Here is a 19,268-nt window from a genome sequence, read left to right as displayed (position 1 = left end):
TGGTATGAGCTTTTTAACACGAAAAACGGTATTGCTAACAGGGGCGACCGGTGGTATCGGCTCTGAAGTCGCCAGGCAGTTAAGTGCGGCAGGTGCCAGACTTATTCTGACCGGGCGCTCTGCAACCAAACTAAAGGCATTACAACGCCAACTGGCAGTTGAAACCCTGGTGTACTGTTGCGACTTAATGGTTACGGCAGAGCAGCAAGGCTTGCTACAGTTTTGCCAGCAACAGGGCGGCATAGACATATTGATCAACAATGCCGGTATCAGCCAGTTTGGTTTATGCCAGCAGCAGCAGTTCAGCGAGTTGATCAGCATTAATTTATTGGTGCCCATGCAACTGTGTCAGCTATTTTTACCAGTTTTACGTCAGCGTAAGGGCCAGATAGTTAATGTTGGCTCTGCCTTTGGCAGCATCGGCCACCCCGGATTTACCGGTTATTGTGCCACTAAATTTGGTTTACGTGGTTTTACTGAAGCTTTGCAACGTGAACTGGCTGGCAGCGGTATTCAGGTGAAGTACTTTGCGCCAAGAGCAACAGAAACCAGTATCAATTCCAGCGATGTGATGCAACTGAATGAACAGCTTGGCAACAGTGTGGATAGCCCGGTTTGGGTAGCAGAGCAGTTAATTAAACAGCTTAAGTCTAATGAACTGCGGCGTTTTCTCGGCTGGCCTGAGCGTATTTTTGTCCGGTTGAATGCACTTTTCCCGGCGCTGGTAGATATGGCGTTAAAAAGTAAATTAACACTAATTGAGTTATTTGCAGTGGGTAAAAACCATTAACGAGGTCAATATGAACAACTTAACGAAATCATTCCGGTTAGTCGTTTTGGTGCCAGCTTTATTTTTAACCTCAGCACTGATCGCAGGCCCGGTTTATGCCGATGTATTTGAAGACATTAAACCTTTGCAGGATCGCTGGGCAGAAGTTAACTACGGCTTAAGTGACGCGCAAAAAGAAGTAGCATTTGCAACGTTGCTGGAACAAGCAGACGCTGTTGTAGCGGCGAACCCGGACAAAGCTGAAGCACTGATCTGGCGAGGCATTATCAAGTCCAGCTATGCCGGTGCTAAGGGTGGCTTGGCCGCTATGTCGTTGGCTGAAAGCTCAAAAGCCGATCTGGAAGCAGCATTGCAACTCGATAGCCAGGCACTGCAAGGCTCGGCTTACACCAGTTTAGGGGTGTTGTATTACAAGGTGCCTGGCTGGCCTATTGGCTTTGGCAGCGATAAAACAGCAAAAATGATGCTGGAAAAAGCGCTGAGTATTAACCCACAAGGTATTGATCCTAATTATTTTTATGCAGAATTTTTAACGCAAAGGCGCGACTATAAAGCAGCCATGAGCTACATTGAAAAAGCCAGGCTGGCAGAGCCACGGCCACAGCGTGAAACTGCAGATAAAGGCCGTTTGCAGGAGCTGGCTGAGCTGGAAGCAAAAGTGGTAAAAAAACTAAAACGCTAAACCGCAGCGTCGGGCATCAATGCTGGAGAAGCAATGAGACTGTTACTGGTAGAAGATGATTTAGATTTAGCCAAAGGCTTACTGTTGGCATTATCTGCCCAGGGGTTTGTGGTTAATCATGTCAGTACGGGTAAACATGCTTTAAGCAGTATTAAAGCTAAAGATTGCGACGCAGTGATCCTCGATCTGGGCCTGCCGGATATGGATGGCCTGGATCTGCTCAAACAAAGCCGGCAAAGAGAAGGTCATCTGCCGGTTTTGGTACTTACTGCCCGTGATGGCATCGATGATCGTATTCGCGGCCTGGATTTAGGTGCAGATGATTATCTGGTAAAACCTTTTGCCATGCCGGAGCTTTTCGCCCGTTTACGGGTGATAGAGCGCCGTCTTGGCACCGCAGCCACGCATTTGATTAAACTGCAGCAGGTAGAGCTGGATACCAGCGCGCATAAAGTCCGGGTAGAAGGCGAAGTTATTAGTTTGTCGCGCCGCGAATTTATGTTGCTCAAAGAATTGATGGAATCAGCTGGCCGGATAAAAACCCGCGAACAACTGGAGGCAAGCCTTTACGCCTGGGGAGAGGAGGTGGCCAGTAATGCTCTGGAAGTGCATATTTCCAATTTACGAAAAAAGCTGCCGAAAGATTTTATTAAAACCCTACGTGGTGTGGGCTACAGTGTGAGTATGGTATGACCACACTATGAGATCACTTCGCCGCTATTTAGTCACAGTCCTTATTGCACTTTTTACTTTAATCAGTTTTTTAGCTGCTTTGCAAAGTTACCGGCAAAGTGCCGGTAGGGCAGAAGCATTGTTTGATCAGGATTTACAAGTGTTGGCGTCGAGCCTGGCGCAGCAGTATGGCGCCAGCCCACAACAGGAACTTGGACTGGCGCTGCAGGTTTGGCAAAACAATCAGTTGGTGTATCGCAGCCCCTTAGCTCCTGAAACACCTATGACAGAAACTACGGGTTTTACCGAGCAGAATTTTGCGGGAAAAAGATGGCGGGTGTTTCACCAGACCCCCGCCGCCTTACTGACTGTGATAGTGGCTCAGCCACTGCAGCAACGCCAGCAACTGGCCGATGAAGTGATTACTGCATCGATTTACCCTGTGGTACTTAGCTTACCGCTGCAGGCATTGTTGATTTGGCTGGTGGTGAGTAAAGCTTTGTCGCCTATTAAGCGTTTTTCTGCCCAGCTTGCGTCAAAAAAAGCTAATGACTTAACGCCGGTAAAACTGGAGCAGGTACCTGCTGAGTTAGACCAGATGCTGAAAACCACTAATCTGTTATTTGCCCGGCTGGCAGATGCTTTTGAACGGGAAAAACGCTTTGCTTCTGATGTTGCGCATGAGCTGCGCACACCGTTGAGCGTATTGCAGGTGAATTTACATAATGCCTCACAGCAATGGCAGCAGTCGGGCATTGCTGATCCGCAGGATTCTATGCTGGCGTTACAGGCCGGAGTGGAGCGTATGAGCGCCCTGATTGAACAAATTATGCTGTTAAACCGGACGAACCCGGAGCATTTTCAGGCCCGTACAGAACAACTGGATTTAGCCGGTTTATGCCGTCAGGTGGTTGCTGAATGGTATCCACAAATTGAAAAAAAGCAGCAACAGATTGAGCTTCTGGGGCTGGAGCATTTATCGCTGAAAGGGGATGCTTTTGCGTTACGGTTGTTAGTCAGTAACCTGGTGGGTAACGCCAGTAAATATACCCAGAGCGGTGGTGTCATCCAGTTAGAGTTAATGACACAGGCCGGTAAAGCCTTACTGGTGGTACAGGATAATGGCCCGGGTATCGCCCCGCAAGAGTACAGCAGAGTATTTGATCGCTTCTACCGGGTGGGCGGTGACAGGCATCAGTCAGGAACTTTGGGATCTGGCTTGGGTTTGGCCATAGTGCGCGATATCGTTAATTTACATCAGGGCCAGGTAAGCCTTGATGCTTCAGATTATTCCAGCGGCTTAAAAGTGACAGTGGAACTGCCTTTGTGAAAATAAACCGGATAAAGGGAATGCCCTGGCAACATATTACATTGATGAGTCTGGCTTTGCCTGTGCTGGCGGAGCCTATGCTGTTTGAATTGCAGATTAAAGATCACTTGTTTCACCCGTCGGTGCTTTATGTACCGGCCGGAGAAAAAATAAAACTGTTGGTGTTAAATCAGGATCCCTCACCTGAGGAATTTGAAAGCTTTAGCCTAAACCGGGAAAAGGTCATTTTAGGCAATAGCAAAGCAACCTTGTTTATAGGGCCGCTGCAACCTGGGCGCTACCAATTTTTTGGCGAATATAACCCCGACAGTGCTCAGGGCGTGTTGATAGCACTACCTGAAGCGCAGTGGCAACAGCACAGGGCAGACAATGCTAATTAATACCGTACTAATGTTTTTACGCGAGTTGTTGCCGCTATTTTTACTGCTGGCCACCTTATTGGCGTGGCACAGTAACCAGTGGCGACGTTTTACTTTGCTACTTACTTTGCCTGCCATCCTTATGCTGGCACTTTTTAGCAGCAATATGCTTTGGATCTCTGAGCAACTTGATGGTTTTGGGCTGGAGTTATTGTACAGCCTGCTATACGCCGGTTGCTTTGTGCTGTTGTGTATGGCAGCCGCTAAGGGGGTTGTTGCATTGCCATTTTCAGCCTTGGCCTGTGCCTGTTTACTCAGTATCAATGGCAGCAACTTACTGTTGTATATCTGGTTGCCTGGTCAGGGCAACGCCGATCCGTCAGCTTTACTCTTGGGTATGGCCTTAGGTGTAGGTATTGGCAGCAGCATTGCTGTGCTTTGGTACTACCTGCTAACAGAGTTAAAACAATTGCATATTCTCAGTTACAGGTTGCTGCTGTCGCTACTGGGTGTTCGTCAGATCATGATGGCATCAGCTTTACTTATTCAATCTGACTGGCTGCCGGCAGGCCCGCAACTATGGCAAACCGAGCAATGGCTGCCAGAGCAGTCTGAATTAGGCTTCTTTTTGCAGGCTTTGCTTGGGTATGAAGCCACCCCGGTTTTATCGCAAGGCGTGGCATATCTTGGTGGGCTGGTGTTATTACTCTGGTGTAGCCGCAACCTGAAAAATAACAGAAGGAGTGCGCAATGAGGCTTTTCCCGTCGCTGCTTTATATCGTTTCTGGCGCGCTGACATTGCTGGTAAGTGGGCATAGCCTTGCCGATGGTCGGGTAGTAGACAAGGTATATCATCCTTATGTGCAGGCGCTGGAACGTAGTATTGAATACCGCTATTTTTATCAGCGTCAGGCTGATCACCCAGACAACAATACTATGGGGCAAAAGCTGGGCTATGGCTTTTCCGTGGCAGAACGAGCAGCACTGGAAATTTATCTGATAGCTGACAGAGTCAGCCCTGAAGATTATAAGCTGTCTGGCTATGAGCTGGAACTGCGCTGGATGCTGACAGAGCAAGGCCAGTATAGTGCCGACTGGGGTATGCTGTTTGAGCTGGAGCGGCAAAACAATCAGGATAATTATGAGTTTACTACCGGGCTTTTAATGGAAAAAGAGTTTGGCCCAACCAGCCTGACACTCAATGCGCTGGCAGTATACGAATGGGGTAAAACGCTCAATTCAGAATGGGAAGCGGAATTCAGGGCGCAGTACCGTTACCGTTGGCGGCCTGCTATACAACCGGCTATTGAACTGTATGTCGGTGAAAATTACAAAGGCGCTGGCCCAAGCTTAATGGGCGTACATAAGTTTGATAAGCAAAAACAGCTAAAGTGGGAGTTGGCAGTCATTATGGCGATTGATAACGATACGGTTGACCGCACTTTACGCTTTGCACTGGAGTATGAGTTTTAAGAGCGGTTTATCTCTGGAATGCCGGAAGTTGTAGCATTGTTCCGGTATTTTAATTCAGCCAGAATAATTAGCCCCGCCAGGCGGTAGTCAGAAGCATTTCTGCTGTTATAATGCCGCCATATTTCAGTAATTTTAACCGGTGTAGCCGCACTGGTTTTGCAGATAGGGATTTGAATTCTATGGCGGACGTTGAACATCGCCCAACTAATTTTATTCGTCAGATCATTGATACTGATTTAGCATCCGGTAAACACAGTGCCGTGCAAACCCGGTTTCCACCAGAGCCGAATGGTTACTTACACATAGGTCATGCTAAATCTATCTGCCTGAACTTTGGTATTGCCCAGGATTATCAGGGTAAATGTAACCTGCGCTTTGATGATACCAACCCGGAAAAAGAAAACGTCGAATTTGTGAACTCTATTTCGCACGACGTAAACTGGCTGGGTTTTCAATGGGATGGCGCAGTACGCTACTCTTCTGATTACTTTGATGCCCTTTATGGTTATGCGGTTGAGTTAATTAATAAAGGCCTGGCTTACGTTTGCTTTTTAAATGGTGAGCAAATGCGTGAGTACCGTGGCAATTTAACCCAGCCGGGCAAAAACAGCCCAACAAGGGATACCAGCCCGGAGGAAAACCTGGCGCTGTTTGAAAAAATGCGTGCCGGTGGTTTTAAAGAAGGCGAGTGTTCGCTGCGCGCCAAAATTGATATGACATCCAGCTTTATGGTTATGCGCGACCCGGTTATTTACCGTGTTAAGTTTGCCCATCACCACCAAACCGGCGATAAATGGTGCATTTACCCGATGTACGATTTTACCCACTGTATTTCCGATGCACTGGAAGGCATTACGCACTCGCTGTGTACGCTGGAGTTTCAGGATAACCGTCGTTTGTATGACTGGATCCTGGACAATATAACCATTGCCTGCCACCCGCAACAGATTGAGTTTTCGCGCTTAAATCTTGAATTTGCAGTGATGAGCAAGCGTAAATTACAAACGCTGGTAGAAAAACAAGTTGTATCCGGTTGGGACGACCCACGTATGCCAACCATTGCCGGTTTACGCCGTCGTGGTTACACGCCAGCGGCTATCCGTGAGTTTGCTAAGCGCATTGGGGTGACCAAACAAGACAATGTTATTGAAATGTCTGCACTGGAAGCCTGTATCCGCGAAGATTTAGATACCACGGCACCGCGTGCGATGGCTGTGTTGGAGCCACTTAAAGTTACCATAACCAATTATCCTGCCGATGGCACTGAGTGGCTGGACTCGCCAAACCATCCGAAAGACGAGACTATGGGTAGCCGTAAATTGCCGTTTGGGCCGGTAGTTTATATTGACCGTGCTGATTTTCGCGAAGAAGCTAACAAAAAGTATAAACGTCTGGTATTAAACGGCGATGTACGTTTGCGTAATGCTTATGTTATTCACGCCGATGAAGTGGTAAAAGACAGCGAAGGTAACATTGTTGAATTAAAATGCAGCTATTTGCCGGAAACTCTGGGGGAAAACCCGGCAGATGGCCGCAAAGTGCGTGGCGTAATTCATTGGGTTGAAGCTAAACACGCTGTGCCTGCTGAGTTTCGCGTTTACGATCGTTTATTCAGTGTGGCTAACCCGGCAGCAGAAGAAGACTTTTTGCAGGTTATTAATGCGCAGTCACTGGTGATTAAACAAGGGTTGGTTGAGCCATCACTACAAACAGCTAAAGCTGAACAGGCCTATCAGTTTGAGCGTGAAGGCTATTACTGTGCGGACAATAAAGACAGCAGTGCCGACAAGCTGGTATTTAACCGTACCGTAGGGCTGCGGGACAGCTGGGGTAAAGAAGAGGAATAAACCCTCTTTTGTTCAACAAATAAAGGCCGCATGCAGTGCGGCCTTTATGTTATGTGGACTATTTTTTCAGTAATACACCCAAACCAACAATTGCTGCGATAGCACCACCAATCAAGAACCAGATAGCGTTGTCAGTAGGACTGCCTGTTACTACCTCAGTAACCTGAGATGCAGCTGAATTATATTCATTGTAACCAAAATATAACAAAATAATGCCAGCGACCAAAATTGCCAAACCCAGAATTTTATTCATGTTTATCTCCTGTCTTTTCTCTTTATCACGCTGTTATGTTGTATTTTCAGGTAAATATCAGCGTTATGCTGACTATTACCAGCAAAGTAGATAATACTTCAGTAATAACATGGCACAGTTATCCGGTGAAACATAGTGATACGCATCATTTTACTTTATTTTTTTCTGCCAACGTTTGCCGCAGCTGCAGAGTTAGTGCGTTACCCGGCAATTGCCCATGTTGAAGATCCGCGATCTGTTTACCCGTTAGCGTTGCTGGAACTGGCATTGGCTCAGGCTGATCGTCCGTATCAGTTACAAAGCTCGTCTGAGCGGATGTCTAAATCACGCAGTATAGTGTTTTTAAAAGAGCAGGCCGAACTGGACGTTCTGTGGACAATGACTTCGGTAGAGCGTGAGCTGGATCTGCGGCCTATCCGCATTCCTATTTTTAAAGGTTTAAGCGGTTACCGTATTTTGTTGATCCGTAAAGATCAGCAGGCTAAATTTACTGCTAACGCTAAACCGGAGCAAATCCGCCGTTTGGTGTATGCGCAGGGGCATGACTGGGTAGACGCTAAAGTACTGCAGCTTAACGGTTTTTCGGTAATTGGTGCAGCGGGTTACGACAACTTGTTCTCTATGCTGGAAAAGGGCCGGGTAGATGCTGTGCCACGTAATGCGCTGGAAATTGCAGATGAAGCTGCTCTGCTAACAGAGCGTAATATAGTGACAGAGCAAAACTGGGTACTTTATTACCCTACTGCCAGCTACTTTTTTGTTAATTATGCTAATGAGCAATTGGCAAAGGATATTGAAACCGGGCTGCAAAAAATTATTGCTGATGGCACTTTTGACCAGCTTTTTTATCAGTTTTTCGCTAACCATCTGGCAGAGCTGCAACTGAAAAAGCGGCAAATGATAAAGTTGGACAATCCGCTTTTGCCTGCACAAACGCCTATTAAAGATCGCCGACTCTGGTATTATCCGCTATAGGTATCACATTCTGCGCGAACCCTGGATATACGATGGAGCTATTTTTAGCGGTGCTGTTTTTTGCTTTTTCTACCACTATTACACCTGGCCCTAATAACGTGATGATCATGTCATCAGGCGTAAACTATGGCATTAAAGCCAGTGTGCCGCACTGGCTGGGAATATGCCTGGGCTTTCCACTGATGGTGCTGCTGGTGGGGTTGGGGTTTGGCGTGGTGTTTGAGCGTTATCCGCACCTGCATCAACTGATTAAAGTGGTGGGGGTTGTTTATCTTATCTGGCTGGCCTGGCATATTGCCAGCGCTGAACCTAAAGCAATAGAGAAAGGCAAAAGTAAGCCATTTAGCTTTATACAGGCTGCGCTATTTCAGTGGGTTAACGGCAAAGCCTGGGTAATGGCCAGTGGCGCTGTTGCCGCCTTTACCACTGTAGGCGGTGTATATTGGCTGGAAGTAAGTGTCATTACCGGTGCTTTTTTACTGGTTGCATTTCCTTGTGTCGGGGCCTGGTTGGTATTTGGTGCAGCGCTCAGAGCGGTGCTAACAAAGCCGTTGCTACAGCGTATATTTAATATTTGTATGGCTGTTATTTTGCTGTTATCCGTGGTGCCGGTAGTGATAGAAATTTGGCATTACTATTTTATGCCGGCACCATATTGAGTTTGGTTGCCCGGGTTTTGTACAGATGAATGGCAGTGAAGAAAAGATAAAACTGGAGCATGAAGCGGCCAGGCTGTTTATGCGGTTGTATGAGCAGCGCTTTGGCATTGCTATGCGTCATATCTGGCATAACGAACCTGCCCGGCCTGATGTATCCTGTTACTATGACGAGCAAAAGCTGGATTTAGAAATTGCCCATCTTTATGGCAGCGAAGCCGAAGCCATGCATATTCTGGGGCGTGAGCTTAGCACTAACACCCACAAAGAGCTCATGGCATTATTACGTACACCGGTGCAGCATCGGTTACTAACTGCACTTAACCGGCTGATTAGCAACAAAGCAGATAAAAACTATCACACTGAACGGGTTTGGCTGGTGATCCGCAATGCTAACCCGTTGTGGACAAGACGTGATATTTTGCAGCATTACAAACAACTGCATATGCCAAAGTTACACCCGTTTGAACAAATCTGGTTAATTGGCGATATGCAGGGGCAAAGCGGCATAATGGCGTTGTATCCTGCAAACCTGACTGCAATGGAGCTTGGCTGATGCTGGCATTTTATCAGCGTTGGGCTCGGCGTATGTACCCGGCAAAAGCCGTGTTTATTGCGTTGTTTATATTGTCGCTAAGCGCATTTGGCTGGTTGTTGTTTAGTGCAACACCCGAGTTAGCCCAGCGCTGGCAGCTTACGGCGGTATTATGTGTTGTTAGCAGTTTACTGCTCTGGCTGTGGGCTGTGCTGTTTTACCCTGAACTGCCCACGGCAGATAACAACGCCACCTGGTTATATAGGGCTAAAATACGCCTGCAACGACTGACTTATTACTTGCTGGCAGTGCTGGTAACCGTGCTACTGCTGGCAACAACATACCTTGGCCTGCGTGTACTTAAAGGTATAATAGCTGCCTTATTTTTTAGCTGACGATATATTTGATGCCTACCACTGCCCGCCGCTGGGATATTTTCTGCGCTGTTATAGATAATTTTGGTGATATCGGTATTTGCTGGCGCCTAAGCCGGCAGCTTGCTGCTGAGCATGGTATTGCGGTGCGGTTGTGGGTCGATGATTTAGCCAGCTTTAATAAAATTTGCCCACAGGTAGATATTAGCCAGGTTCAGCAGAATATTGCCGGTGTTACTATCAGGCTGTGGTCTGCCTCTACCGACTGGCAGGCAAGTGGTGTTGCCAGCGTTGTAATAGAGGCGTTGGCCTGTAATGTTCCAATACCCTATCAGCAGTTGATGGCGCAGCAAGATGAAAAGCCGCTGTGGCTTAATCTGGAATATTTATCGGCAGAAGCCTGGGTAGAAAGCTGTCATGCGTTGCCTTCACCACAACCACATTTAGCGCTGGACAAATATTTCTTTTTCCCCGGTTTTACTGCCGGCACCGGTGGTTTACTGCAAGAGGCTAATTTGCAGCAACTTGGCGTACAGTTTTTGGCCGACGCCTCAGCACAACACCAGTTCTGGCAGCAACTGGGGGTTAATAATCATGGGTACTATCAGCAAAAAATTTCGCTGTTTGCCTATGATCATCCGCAAATTCAAAGTTTACTGGCCTGCTGGCAACAACCAGACATTAATACCTTGTGTCTGGTGCCTGAGGGCGCGCTTGCCAATCAACTAATGCAATATTACCCGCAGTTAAAGCAGTATGGTGAGCAGGTAATAAATAGCCTGACATTAAAGGTATTACCTTTTATGCCACAAAACGATTACGACAAATTGCTCTTGGCCTGTGATATTAATTTTGTTCGCGGAGAGGATTCTGTTATCCGGGCGCACTGGGCCGAGAAGCCGTTTATCTGGCAAATATACCGCCAGGCAGAGCAGGTGCATCTGGACAAGCTTAACGCTTTTATGCAGCGTTATTGTGCGCAAATGCCTGAAGACGTTGCTGATAGCGTGCAACATTTCTGGCAGGCCTGGAACACCGACAGCCAGCTTGAGCATAGCTGGCAAAAATTTAGTGCGATGTTGCCAAAAATTGCTGAATATAACCCCATATGGCGCGCAGCGTTAATGGCAAATGGAGATCTTGCCAGCAATCTCGTGCACTTTGTTGAAAAAAAATTTATAATGCGACGCAATTTTTCCTAACGAGAAGATATTTCAGTCATGATGAAGACAGCTCAAGAACTGCGTGCTGGCCAGGTGATTATGGTTGGCACTGAAGCGATGGTAATTTTAAAGGCCGAGTTTAACAAATCAGGCCGCAACGCTGCCGTTGTAAAAATGAAAATGAAAAACCTGTTAAATGGTCAGGGTATGGAAACGGTATACCGTGCCGATGACAAATTTGAACAGGTTCTGCTGGAAACCAAAGAAGTAACCTATTCTTACTTTGCTGATCCTATGTATGTATTTATGGATCAGGAATACAACCAGTTTGAAGTTGAAGCAGAAAACATGACCGAAGCACTGAAGTACTTGGTAGATGGTATGGAGTGTTCCGTAGTGTTTTACGGTGAACGGCCAATTTCTGTTGACCTGCCAACAGTTGTAGTTCGCACAGTAACCTATACTGAACCGGCAGCCCGTGGTGATACCTCTGGTAAAGTAATGAAGCCAGCGAAAATTGAAACCGGTTTTGAGTTGATGGTACCGGCATTCGTGGAAGAAGGCGACAAAATCGAAATCGATACCCGTACCGACGAATACCGCAGCCGCGCCAAGTAATACTGGCAGGCTGGATCAGAAAAAGGCGCTTCGGCGCCTTTTTTAATACAGAGGAATAAGCAATGCCAACTGAAAAACACAAAATGCTATCCGGAGACTGGTATAACCCGCTGGACAAAGAGCTTAGCGCTGAGCGTTTGGCTGCGCGTAAGTTACAACATCAGTTTAACCACAGCACACCGGATGATGGGGCATTGCGTAAACAATTGGTAAAGCAGTGGCTGCCGAATACCGGCAAACACTTTTATGCTGAGCCGCCGTTTTACTGCGATTATGGCTATAACATTAAAACCGGCGCTAAGGTGTTTTTTAACTTTAACTGCGTCGTGCTGGATGTTGCACCGGTAAACATTGGTAATAATGTGTTTTTTGGCCCCGCAGTACAAATTTATACCGTGAACCACCCGCTAAATGCCGCACAGCGGCGCACTCTGATAGAGCAGGCGTTGCCGGTAACAATAGAAGATGATGTCTGGATTGGCGGCGGGGCGATACTGTTACCCGGCGTAACGATTGGTAAGGGCAGTGTGGTGGCAGCTGGTAGTGTGGTAACAAAAGATGTGCCTGCAGGGGTAGTCGCAGGTGGTAACCCGTGCCGGGTTATTAAAGCGGTATCTGCTGAGTAAGCTACAACGGTGAGTTAAGTAGTATTTAATAAGTAAGCAGTAGAAAGTATGTCGATACATATCCGTTTAATTAATGAGGCAGATCTTGACGCTATAGTAGCGATACAGGATAGCTGTTACGCCGCTGAGTTGTTTGAAGATGCAGGTCTTATCCGTAAGCGTTTGGCATCACAACCGCAAAGCTGCTGGCTGGCAGAAAATGATACCGGCGAGGTGCTGGCATATTTGTTCAGCTATCCATCGCGCAATAAGCAGATAGCACCGCTTGGTAGTGACTTTGGTAGTTACGCTGATGCCGAATTGTTGTATCTGCATGATATGGCGGTAAGTTTTAATGGCAGAGGAATGCGCCTGGCGCCACAGCTGTTGGCGCACGCTGAGCAGTACGCAGCTGATTTGGGGTTTAACACTCTGGCACTGGTTGCGGTACAGGGCTCTGTGCCTTACTGGCAAAAGCAGGGGTTTGAAGTATTACCACTTACCCAGCCTGCCGCTTTACAGGCTTTGGCAAGCTATACCGGCCAGAATGCAGTGTATATGCAAAAGTTACTGCAGGTATAAAATCATCAGCACAGTGTCCGGTGTTGCTTACACTTAGAGACGGTAAAGTAACTGCAATAAACTCCATAAAATTTAATTGTATTTAAATTGTTACGTTATTTCTCTTTGTATGCCTAAAGGTAAATATTGCGTACTTGTATTGTTGGTGAAGTTGGTTTAGAAAGAATGCCTAACTTTTTATAAGGTATGGTTATGCGTGCTCTTTTTTTAAACAGTACCAGCGTTGGGTTACTTTTTTCTTTACTCACTGCTTGCGGTAGCGGTGGCAATACGACAAATGAACAGGGAGGGGTAGTTACGCCACCACCTGTTGTTATCTCTCCTCCACCGGTAAATGAAATGCTGCCTATACCGGATAACCGCTATGCAGACCAATATCAGATACTGCTTGTCGGCAATAGCCATGTTCGTTCAAATAATCTGTCATCAGTGCTAAGTGCATTACTGGAGCAGGGTACCGGTAAAACCACCATTACTACTATCGCTCCGGGAGGGGCATATCTTGATGAGCGGTTAAGCGACGGTGTTACATTGGCAGCGCTGCAATCCCATAATTGGAGCCATGTAATATGGCAAGCACAGAAATATTCAACTACCGGTCAGTATTCTTATTCTACAGCTGCGTCAGAGTACTGGGTTGGTCTCACTAAACAATTAGCGGCTACTCCTATCATGTTTCCGGAACATCCGCGACGCGGTAATGCTGAAGAGGGGATGCGGGTATATCTGTTGCATTTGGGAATTGCAGAGCGGGAGGCGAGTTGTGTAGCTCCTGTTGGGCCGGCCTGGGACAACGCGATAGCCATGCTACCGCAAACATCTTTTCACAGTGACGGCAATCATGCATCACTGGCCGGAACTTTACTAACAGCACTGGTGTTTTACGAGATCATTAGTGGAGAATCAGCGGATGAGCTACCTTATATGCCAGAGATTGCATTAGCAGAGCAACTGCAAGCTCAGTTAAGGCAAGTGGCATCAGCTACTTTGCAGCAATACTCGGGTTGTACTTATTAGCTGGTTATCGGTAAAAAGGGTTTAACGCGACAGTAAATATAGGTCGCTCAGCGTCATCGTTTTACCACCCAGTTTTAACTGGCTAAGCAACAGTAAAGCGCTGCTGTAAGCATCTTCTAAAGCATGGTGATTGGCCATGTCCGGCAGGCCGTGCCGCTTAAGACAGTTGGGTAATTTAAGGGCATCATGTTTTACCACTTTGCCCTGGCGCAGCAGGCGTTGCCATTCCATTTGCATGGTGTCGATAAAACGAAAACGCGGCGCTTTGCCAAAACAACGCTGACAGGCATAGCGCAGACATTGCTCGTCCAGAGCACTATTGTGGGCAACAAATACGTAACCGGCATATTGCGTTAACAGCTCTGTAAGTATGTCTGCCAGATCATGAGCATTTTTTAGCTGATGGTCGTGCAGACCGTGATATACCGCACTCTGGCCAACACTTACCGGGCTGTTAATCAGATAATGCTTGGCTTCAGCCAGTACAATTTCCTGGCCTCTGATAGGCACCCAACCAATACTGACAATATGATCTTTACGTGGATTAAGCCCGGTAAGTTCAAGATCCAATGCCAGGAAATTGGCCTGATCTACCGGCGTTGAAGATGCAGGAAAGGGCATACTAATAAAACGTTTCACTATTTCACTTATTGCAGTGTTTTTACGCAGTAACCAGCCTAACACCTTACAACTCCCGGCAAAAACGCTGTTTTACCCGGCTTTGTGCCTCATTTATTACGGCAAAACTGTCTTTTAACTGGTGCCTTGCCAGGCCGGAAACTTCTGCCGGGTTTAGCAGGTTAGTAACATCGTGGCTGTTTTGCAGGTCATGCTGATGTTTTTCCCAGCGCAGTTGTGCCAACAAATCAAAGGCATCATTTAAGTTCTGGCTATCTTTACTATCAATAATACCTTGTGCAGCAAGTTGCTGCAGGCGGCTGCGGGTATTGACTTCGTGAATTCCGGCGTAAAGAGCATATACTCTTACCAGATCGGTGATCAGGCTAATCCCCCGTTTTTTTAAATCCAGGCCTTTTTTATGTTTACCGTCTTGTTCCAGAATAAAATTTTTAAACAAGCCCAGCGGGGCAGTGCGCTGCAAGGCTGTTTGGGCCAGATGATATAAAAACAATGGTGCCTCGGTTGTACGCTGCAAAATATCTTCTTGTAGCGCATTAAACAGGCCTTTACTGCCATCAATAACTCGTAAGTCAAAGAAAATACTGGCTTTGAGCAGGGCGTCCGGCGTTGGGGTGGCAATCCAGCGGGCAAAGCGGCCAGACCAGCCTTTTAAACTTAACCGCAGTTCCGGGTTGGTGGCCATAATATTGCCAGGGCACAGCGTAATGCCGCATTGTGCTAAACCCTGGCAAACAAATTCGGCCAGCGCACTGAAGTATTCACCCACCGCACCAACGGGTTCTTTTTCCAGTAACAGGGCATTGTCCTGATCGGCATTCAGGCTTTGGTCCATCCGTGCCTGAGAGCCAAACGCCAGCCAGCTGAATACGCAGGGGGGCTCGCCCAGTTTTTGTTGTGCCAGGTAAATCAGCCGTTGGGTAAGGGCGTCGGTAATAGTAGTAATAATGTGCCCGGCTTCATAGGCTGGCACTTGCTGCTTGCTAAGTGTCATGGCCAGTGCCGCTATTTGCTGGCTACAACGTTCTAGGCCATCGGTAGATAGCTGGCGGTGTATTTCGCCAATCAGATATACCGGGTGGTCCTGCTGGCTGCGGATAATATCTGTGGCTGTCAGCATGCCACAGCAAACGCCCTGATCAGTTACCGGCAAATGGTGAATATTGTGCTGGCTCATCTGTTGTACGGCTTCATACAAATAAGCATGGCGGTCGATGCTTTGTGGCTGGCGTGTCATGATCTGGCTTACCTGGGTACTGGCGGGTAAGGCGTGAGCTAACACTCTGCTGCGCAAATCGCGATCGGTGAGAATGCCGACCAGTTTATTATTCTCTTCCACCAATAACGAGGATACCCGGCTGTCAGACATCAGTTTTGCTGCTTCCTGTGCGGTTTGTTCCGGCCGGATAGCAATTTTACGTTGTTGTACAACATCACTGATTTTTAAAGTAAAGCGCGACGCCTGCTGTTGCTCCCGGTATTGGTGTAACCGGCGGCTAAACAGGCGCTGAAAAAAAATGTCGATATTTTTGTATTGATAGCGGCATTGGTGGAAAGCCTCGGCTGCCAGCCAGTACACCAGGCCATCTTCTTCACATATCAGAGTGTCGCTGTCGGTCAGGCCAGTAAGCAACTGCTGGTAACCGTAGAAGTCGCCGCTTTGCAGTTTAGTCAGTAATTGTTGCTGATCGCTATACAACGTAAAAATGCCGGTGCGTACTATCATCAAGCGGTCAGTGTTAATTTTTACACTGTCCTGTGCCTGATAATAGTACACGTTGATATGAGCTGACAACTGACCAAGTGCTGCGGCATCGAGTTGATCGAATGGCGTAGTGTCGGCAAGAAATTTTGTAACGTCAGCAACTTCCATTTTTTCTCCGGTTAAACCGAATCAGGGAATTAATATTGTCCTCAGCTGCGACAAAGCGCACGAATCAGCGGATCATCACTACTGAGTTTTTTCCAGTTGGCATCTACAGCTGTGCTGCCTTCGGGGATCTGCAACTGAGCGCTAAAGTCGGCCTGAGCGTATTGAAGACAATGTACCACCTGGGGTACACGCCGGGCCTGGGCCCGCCGCTCAAAAAAATACAAATCAACCAGTTTTACCTGTGGGTTGAGATTATTTGCCGAAGCATTTGCTACGTCTGCAGCTATAAAGCGCAGCGTCTGCGGATACAGATAGCTCCATGGCCGCCATGCGGTTTGTTGCTCTATCTTTTTTATCACTACCACCCCTGCAGGTAAACGGCTGGCGGTATGTTGATACCAGGTGTACTCACTCTGGATCTGAAATCCTAACATTGCCGTTCCGGCAAATACGGGTATTAGCCAGCGCGGAGCGCGATTTTTAGTTAGTTTACGCAGTAACAGTGCAATACCTGCAGCGCCAAGCCCTGCGAATACCGTTGCAATCAGTTCCCATAACATAGTGTTATCCCTGAAAAAGACGGGCTTTCACCATGAAAGCCCGCTTTATTATTTTTGCCTTGCTCTGACTTTTAAAGCAAGTTTACTGCGTTATTTAGTGGTCGGTAGCTGCACCTGCACCTTTTGGATAACGTACGCTTTCAACTAATTCCTGAATGCGTGCAGGTGGTGCTTCTGTGGCAGACGATACCGCAAAGGCAACGATGAAGTTAATCATTGCACCTACAGCACCGAACGACAGCGGCGATATGCCAAGCAGCCAATTGTCCGGCGTGTTAGCCAGCATTGCAGTGCCAGGAATAAAGAACCAGCCCAGGAAAAGGAAGATGTAGATCACAGTTGACAGCAAACCTGCCAGCATACCTGCGATAGCACCTTTGTTATTTACCCGTTTGGAGAAGATACCCATCATCAGCGCAGGGAAGATAGACGCCGCGGCAATACCAAATGCCAGTGCCACTACCTGCGCTGCGAAACCAGGCGGATTCATCCCCAGCCAGGTGGCAACAACAATAGCTACAGCCATTGAGATCCTCGCAGCCAGCAGTTCGCCTTTTTCACTGATATTCGGATTTATCGAGCCTTTAATTAAGTCATGGCTGATAGCCGACGAAATGGCCAGTAACAAGCCTGCAGCGGTCGATAATGCTGCAGCTAAACCACCGGCTGCAATTAAGCCGACAACCCAGCCTGGTAAATTAGCAATTTCAGGGTTGGCCAATACCAGAATATCGTTGTTAACGGTCAGTTCGTTACCATTCCAGCCACGCTCGTCAGCCGTTGCTTTAAAGGCAGCACTGTCGTTATACAGCTGAATACGGCCATCGCCATTTTTATCTTCAAACTTAATTAAACCAGTTTGTTCCCAGTTTTTAATCCAGTCCGGGCGCTCTGCGTACTGTATAGCGTCAGCAGTAGGGCCGGCAGGGTAAATCGTGGTTAACAGGTTTAGCCGTGCCATAGAAGCTACAGCAGGTGCAGTTAAGTACAGAATAGCGATAAACACCAGCGCCCAACCGGCAGACCAGCGTGCATCAGATACTTTAGGCACGGTAAAGAAGCGGATAATAACGTGCGGTAAACCGGCTGTACCAATCATCAGCGACAGGGTAAATAACACCATATTCAGTTTATTTGAAACATCAGCGGTGTAATCAACAAAACCCAGATCACGGACAACCATATCCAGTTTTTGCAATAACGGTATGCCAGATTCAACATGGTTAGAGAACAAACCTAACGGCGGCAGGAAATTACCTGTCAGCTGCAGTGAAATAAACACGGCAGGAATGGTATAAGCAACAATCAGCACAACATACTGTGCAACCTGAGTGTAGGTAATCCCTTTCATGCCACCTAAAACTGCATAGAAGAATACTACGACACCGGCAATGATCAGGCCGGTATTATTTTCAACTTCCAGGAAGCGCGAAAATGCCACACCGGCACCGGTCATCTGGCCGATAACGTAAGTTACCGAAGCAATAATCAAACAGGCTACTGCAACAAAGCGGGCATGTTTGCTGTAAAAGCGATCCCCGATAAATTCCGGCACGGTAAACTTGCCAAACTTACGCAGGTAGGGTGCCAGTAACATAGCCAGCAGTACATAACCGCCTGTCCAGCCCATCAGATAAGTAGAGTTAGCATAACCACCGGCAGCAATTAAGCCTGCCATGGAAATAAAAGATGCAGCAGACATCCAGTCGGCTGCCGTTGCCATACCGTTCATTACCGGGTGTACACCGCCACCGGCTACATAGAACTCTTTGGTTGAACCTGCCCTGGCCCAGATCGCGATGGCGATATAGAGAGCGAACGAACCGCCAACAAAAATTAAGTTAATTGCAAATTGACTCATGACGGGTTTACTCCTCGCTTAAGCCAAATTCTTTATCAAGCTTATTCATTCTCCAGGCATAGAAGAAGATTAATGCGATAAAGGTTAAAATAGACCCCTGTTGTGCAAACCAGAAACCAATGTCGGTACCACCTACTGTGATGCCTGATAGCATGGGCCTTAACAGGATCCCAAAACCATATGACACCAAAGCCCAGATTATGAGGCTGCCGATGATCAAGCGAAGGTTCGCTGACCAGTAAGCCGCCGCGTTGCGATCGTGCTCAGTCATAATTACACTCCTTTCCTTTGTTATTTTTATCTCGCAAAGTTAATCTAGCAGCAGTTAACACAAGTGAAAGCCCGACTTTAGTCGAAGCCGTAGCGCAGATAGTTGACTTGTGGCCCGCGCTGAGCCAAAAGTA

The 19,268-nt window shown here is 47.4% G+C and carries 23 protein-coding genes; 17 read left to right on the top strand and 6 right to left on the bottom strand.

Annotated features, from left to right (window positions below):
- Nucleotides 1-4 precede the first annotated feature (4 nt).
- The 8 genes from M2404_RS07465 (at nucleotide 5) to glnS (ending at nucleotide 7,153) form a co-directional block, all read left to right on the top strand.
- Nucleotides 5-790, top strand: coding sequence for an SDR family oxidoreductase (locus M2404_RS07465; RefSeq protein WP_259239107.1), 786 nt, complete (start codon nucleotides 5-7; stop codon nucleotides 788-790).
- 10 nt (nucleotides 791-800) lie between these two features.
- Nucleotides 801-1,472 carry a tetratricopeptide repeat protein gene (locus M2404_RS07460; RefSeq protein ID WP_259239106.1) on the top strand — a complete coding sequence of 224 codons (672 nt, stop codon included), beginning with the start codon at nucleotides 801-803 and terminating at the stop codon, nucleotides 1,470-1,472.
- Between the two features lie 33 nt (nucleotides 1,473-1,505).
- Nucleotides 1,506-2,165: a response regulator gene (locus M2404_RS07455; RefSeq protein ID WP_259239105.1), complete on the top strand. Its 660-nt coding sequence runs from the start codon at nucleotides 1,506-1,508 to the stop codon at nucleotides 2,163-2,165.
- 7 nt (nucleotides 2,166-2,172) lie between these two features.
- A complete protein-coding gene (locus M2404_RS07450) occupies nucleotides 2,173-3,474 on the top strand; it encodes a sensor histidine kinase (RefSeq protein WP_259239104.1) in 1,302 nt (433 codons plus the stop codon).
- A gap of 20 nt (nucleotides 3,475-3,494) precedes the next feature.
- The gene (locus tag M2404_RS07445) at nucleotides 3,495-3,854 is read left to right on the top strand and encodes a cupredoxin domain-containing protein (protein WP_259239103.1); all 360 of its coding nucleotides are present in this window, start codon (nucleotides 3,495-3,497) and stop codon (nucleotides 3,852-3,854) included.
- On the top strand, nucleotides 3,844-4,587 hold the full coding sequence (locus M2404_RS07440) for a hypothetical protein (RefSeq protein ID WP_259239102.1): 744 nt from the start codon (nucleotides 3,844-3,846) through the stop codon (nucleotides 4,585-4,587). Before M2404_RS07445 ends, M2404_RS07440 begins: the two co-directional genes overlap by 11 nt.
- Entirely contained in the window at nucleotides 4,584-5,306 is a 723-nt protein-coding gene (locus tag M2404_RS07435) for a hypothetical protein (RefSeq protein ID WP_259239101.1), read from the top strand. The genes M2404_RS07440 and M2404_RS07435 overlap by 4 nt, the downstream gene beginning before the upstream one ends.
- A gap of 179 nt (nucleotides 5,307-5,485) precedes the next feature.
- Complete coding sequence (glnS, locus tag M2404_RS07430) at nucleotides 5,486-7,153, top strand: glutamine--tRNA ligase (protein WP_259239100.1); 1,668 nt, start codon at nucleotides 5,486-5,488, stop codon at nucleotides 7,151-7,153.
- Between the two features lie 58 nt (nucleotides 7,154-7,211).
- Here glnS and M2404_RS07425 read toward each other — a convergent pair whose 3' ends face one another.
- Nucleotides 7,212-7,406 carry a DUF3185 family protein gene (locus M2404_RS07425; protein ID WP_259239099.1) on the bottom strand — a complete coding sequence of 65 codons (195 nt, stop codon included), beginning with the start codon at nucleotides 7,404-7,406 and terminating at the stop codon, nucleotides 7,212-7,214.
- 135 nt (nucleotides 7,407-7,541) lie between these two features.
- Between M2404_RS07425 and M2404_RS07420 the strand changes: the two genes are divergently transcribed.
- The 9 genes from M2404_RS07420 (at nucleotide 7,542) to M2404_RS07380 (ending at nucleotide 13,931) form a co-directional block, all read left to right on the top strand.
- Complete coding sequence (locus M2404_RS07420; RefSeq protein WP_259239097.1) at nucleotides 7,542-8,381, top strand: transporter substrate-binding domain-containing protein; 840 nt, start codon at nucleotides 7,542-7,544, stop codon at nucleotides 8,379-8,381.
- Between the two features lie 32 nt (nucleotides 8,382-8,413).
- The gene (locus M2404_RS07415; protein WP_259239096.1) at nucleotides 8,414-9,040 is read left to right on the top strand and encodes a LysE family translocator; all 627 of its coding nucleotides are present in this window, start codon (nucleotides 8,414-8,416) and stop codon (nucleotides 9,038-9,040) included.
- Between the two features lie 25 nt (nucleotides 9,041-9,065).
- Nucleotides 9,066-9,593: a hypothetical protein gene (locus M2404_RS07410; protein WP_259239095.1), complete on the top strand. Its 528-nt coding sequence runs from the start codon at nucleotides 9,066-9,068 to the stop codon at nucleotides 9,591-9,593.
- Nucleotides 9,593-9,967 (top strand): hypothetical protein, encoded by a 375-nt coding sequence (locus M2404_RS07405; protein ID WP_259239094.1) that lies wholly within the window; start codon nucleotides 9,593-9,595, stop codon nucleotides 9,965-9,967. The genes M2404_RS07410 and M2404_RS07405 overlap by 1 nt, the downstream gene beginning before the upstream one ends.
- A gap of 11 nt (nucleotides 9,968-9,978) precedes the next feature.
- Nucleotides 9,979-11,148, top strand: a complete 1,170-nt coding sequence (gene earP, locus M2404_RS07400; RefSeq protein WP_259239093.1) for an elongation factor P maturation arginine rhamnosyltransferase EarP — start codon at nucleotides 9,979-9,981, stop codon at nucleotides 11,146-11,148.
- Between the two features lie 18 nt (nucleotides 11,149-11,166).
- Nucleotides 11,167-11,727: an elongation factor P gene (gene efp, locus M2404_RS07395; protein WP_215399119.1), complete on the top strand. Its 561-nt coding sequence runs from the start codon at nucleotides 11,167-11,169 to the stop codon at nucleotides 11,725-11,727.
- Between the two features lie 62 nt (nucleotides 11,728-11,789).
- Entirely contained in the window at nucleotides 11,790-12,353 is a 564-nt protein-coding gene (locus M2404_RS07390) for a sugar O-acetyltransferase (RefSeq protein ID WP_259239092.1), read from the top strand.
- A gap of 48 nt (nucleotides 12,354-12,401) precedes the next feature.
- Nucleotides 12,402-12,914, top strand: a complete 513-nt coding sequence (locus M2404_RS07385; protein WP_259239091.1) for a GNAT family N-acetyltransferase — start codon at nucleotides 12,402-12,404, stop codon at nucleotides 12,912-12,914.
- Between the two features lie 192 nt (nucleotides 12,915-13,106).
- A complete protein-coding gene (locus M2404_RS07380) occupies nucleotides 13,107-13,931 on the top strand; it encodes a hypothetical protein (protein WP_259239090.1) in 825 nt (274 codons plus the stop codon).
- Nucleotides 13,932-13,952: 21 nt separating this feature from the next.
- Here the strand turns inward: M2404_RS07380 and M2404_RS07375 are convergent, their stop codons facing one another.
- The 5 genes from M2404_RS07375 to M2404_RS07355 all read right to left on the bottom strand — a co-directional run bounded on the left by M2404_RS07375 (nucleotide 13,953) and on the right by M2404_RS07355 (nucleotide 19,135).
- Nucleotides 13,953-14,615, bottom strand: a complete 663-nt coding sequence (locus tag M2404_RS07375) for an exonuclease domain-containing protein (protein WP_259239089.1) — start codon at nucleotides 14,613-14,615, stop codon at nucleotides 13,953-13,955.
- A gap of 1 nt (nucleotide 14,616) precedes the next feature.
- Nucleotides 14,617-16,443, bottom strand: a complete 1,827-nt coding sequence (locus M2404_RS07370) for a DUF294 nucleotidyltransferase-like domain-containing protein (protein ID WP_259239088.1) — start codon at nucleotides 16,441-16,443, stop codon at nucleotides 14,617-14,619.
- Between the two features lie 41 nt (nucleotides 16,444-16,484).
- Nucleotides 16,485-17,003: a hypothetical protein gene (locus M2404_RS07365; protein ID WP_259239087.1), complete on the bottom strand. Its 519-nt coding sequence runs from the start codon at nucleotides 17,001-17,003 to the stop codon at nucleotides 16,485-16,487.
- A gap of 94 nt (nucleotides 17,004-17,097) precedes the next feature.
- Nucleotides 17,098-18,864 (bottom strand): sodium:solute symporter family protein, encoded by a 1,767-nt coding sequence (locus M2404_RS07360; RefSeq protein WP_259239085.1) that lies wholly within the window; start codon nucleotides 18,862-18,864, stop codon nucleotides 17,098-17,100.
- Between the two features lie 7 nt (nucleotides 18,865-18,871).
- Entirely contained in the window at nucleotides 18,872-19,135 is a 264-nt protein-coding gene (locus tag M2404_RS07355; RefSeq protein WP_215399110.1) for a DUF4212 domain-containing protein, read from the bottom strand.
- Nucleotides 19,136-19,268 lie beyond the last annotated feature (133 nt).

It is taken from the genome of Rheinheimera pacifica, assembly GCF_024809855.1.
Classification (GTDB): Bacteria; Pseudomonadota; Gammaproteobacteria; order Enterobacterales; family Alteromonadaceae; genus Alishewanella; species Alishewanella pacifica_A.
Note: the sequence above shows the minus strand (reverse complement) of the source record. Positions and strands in the feature narration are given on the sequence as shown.

Bases quoted from the DNA above. Each gene is read 5' to 3' on its own strand.
- M2404_RS07440 (WP_259239102.1), top strand. From the start codon at position 3,844: ATGCTAATTAATACCGTACTAATGTTTTTACGCGAGTTGTTGCCGCTA.
- M2404_RS07360 (WP_259239085.1), bottom strand. From the start codon at position 18,864: ATGAGTCAATTTGCAATTAACTTAATTTTTGTTGGCGGTTCGTTCGCT.
- M2404_RS07370 (WP_259239088.1), bottom strand. From the start codon at position 16,443: ATGGAAGTTGCTGACGTTACAAAATTTCTTGCCGACACTACGCCATTC.
- M2404_RS07455 (WP_259239105.1), top strand. From the start codon at position 1,506: ATGAGACTGTTACTGGTAGAAGATGATTTAGATTTAGCCAAAGGCTTA.
- M2404_RS07445 (WP_259239103.1), top strand. From the start codon at position 3,495: ATGCCCTGGCAACATATTACATTGATGAGTCTGGCTTTGCCTGTGCTG.
- M2404_RS07385 (WP_259239091.1), top strand. From the start codon at position 12,402: ATGTCGATACATATCCGTTTAATTAATGAGGCAGATCTTGACGCTATA.
- M2404_RS07450 (WP_259239104.1), top strand. From the start codon at position 2,173: ATGAGATCACTTCGCCGCTATTTAGTCACAGTCCTTATTGCACTTTTT.
- efp (WP_215399119.1), top strand. From the start codon at position 11,167: ATGATGAAGACAGCTCAAGAACTGCGTGCTGGCCAGGTGATTATGGTT.
- M2404_RS07415 (WP_259239096.1), top strand. From the start codon at position 8,414: ATGGAGCTATTTTTAGCGGTGCTGTTTTTTGCTTTTTCTACCACTATT.
- M2404_RS07425 (WP_259239099.1), bottom strand. From the start codon at position 7,406: ATGAATAAAATTCTGGGTTTGGCAATTTTGGTCGCTGGCATTATTTTG.
- earP (WP_259239093.1), top strand. From the start codon at position 9,979: ATGCCTACCACTGCCCGCCGCTGGGATATTTTCTGCGCTGTTATAGAT.
- M2404_RS07390 (WP_259239092.1), top strand. From the start codon at position 11,790: ATGCCAACTGAAAAACACAAAATGCTATCCGGAGACTGGTATAACCCG.
- M2404_RS07410 (WP_259239095.1), top strand. From the start codon at position 9,066: ATGAATGGCAGTGAAGAAAAGATAAAACTGGAGCATGAAGCGGCCAGG.
- M2404_RS07405 (WP_259239094.1), top strand. From the start codon at position 9,593: ATGCTGGCATTTTATCAGCGTTGGGCTCGGCGTATGTACCCGGCAAAA.
- M2404_RS07435 (WP_259239101.1), top strand. From the start codon at position 4,584: ATGAGGCTTTTCCCGTCGCTGCTTTATATCGTTTCTGGCGCGCTGACA.
- M2404_RS07380 (WP_259239090.1), top strand. From the start codon at position 13,107: ATGCGTGCTCTTTTTTTAAACAGTACCAGCGTTGGGTTACTTTTTTCT.
- M2404_RS07465 (WP_259239107.1), top strand. From the start codon at position 5: ATGAGCTTTTTAACACGAAAAACGGTATTGCTAACAGGGGCGACCGGT.
- M2404_RS07355 (WP_215399110.1), bottom strand. From the start codon at position 19,135: ATGACTGAGCACGATCGCAACGCGGCGGCTTACTGGTCAGCGAACCTT.
- glnS (WP_259239100.1), top strand. From the start codon at position 5,486: ATGGCGGACGTTGAACATCGCCCAACTAATTTTATTCGTCAGATCATT.
- M2404_RS07365 (WP_259239087.1), bottom strand. From the start codon at position 17,003: ATGTTATGGGAACTGATTGCAACGGTATTCGCAGGGCTTGGCGCTGCA.
- M2404_RS07460 (WP_259239106.1), top strand. From the start codon at position 801: ATGAACAACTTAACGAAATCATTCCGGTTAGTCGTTTTGGTGCCAGCT.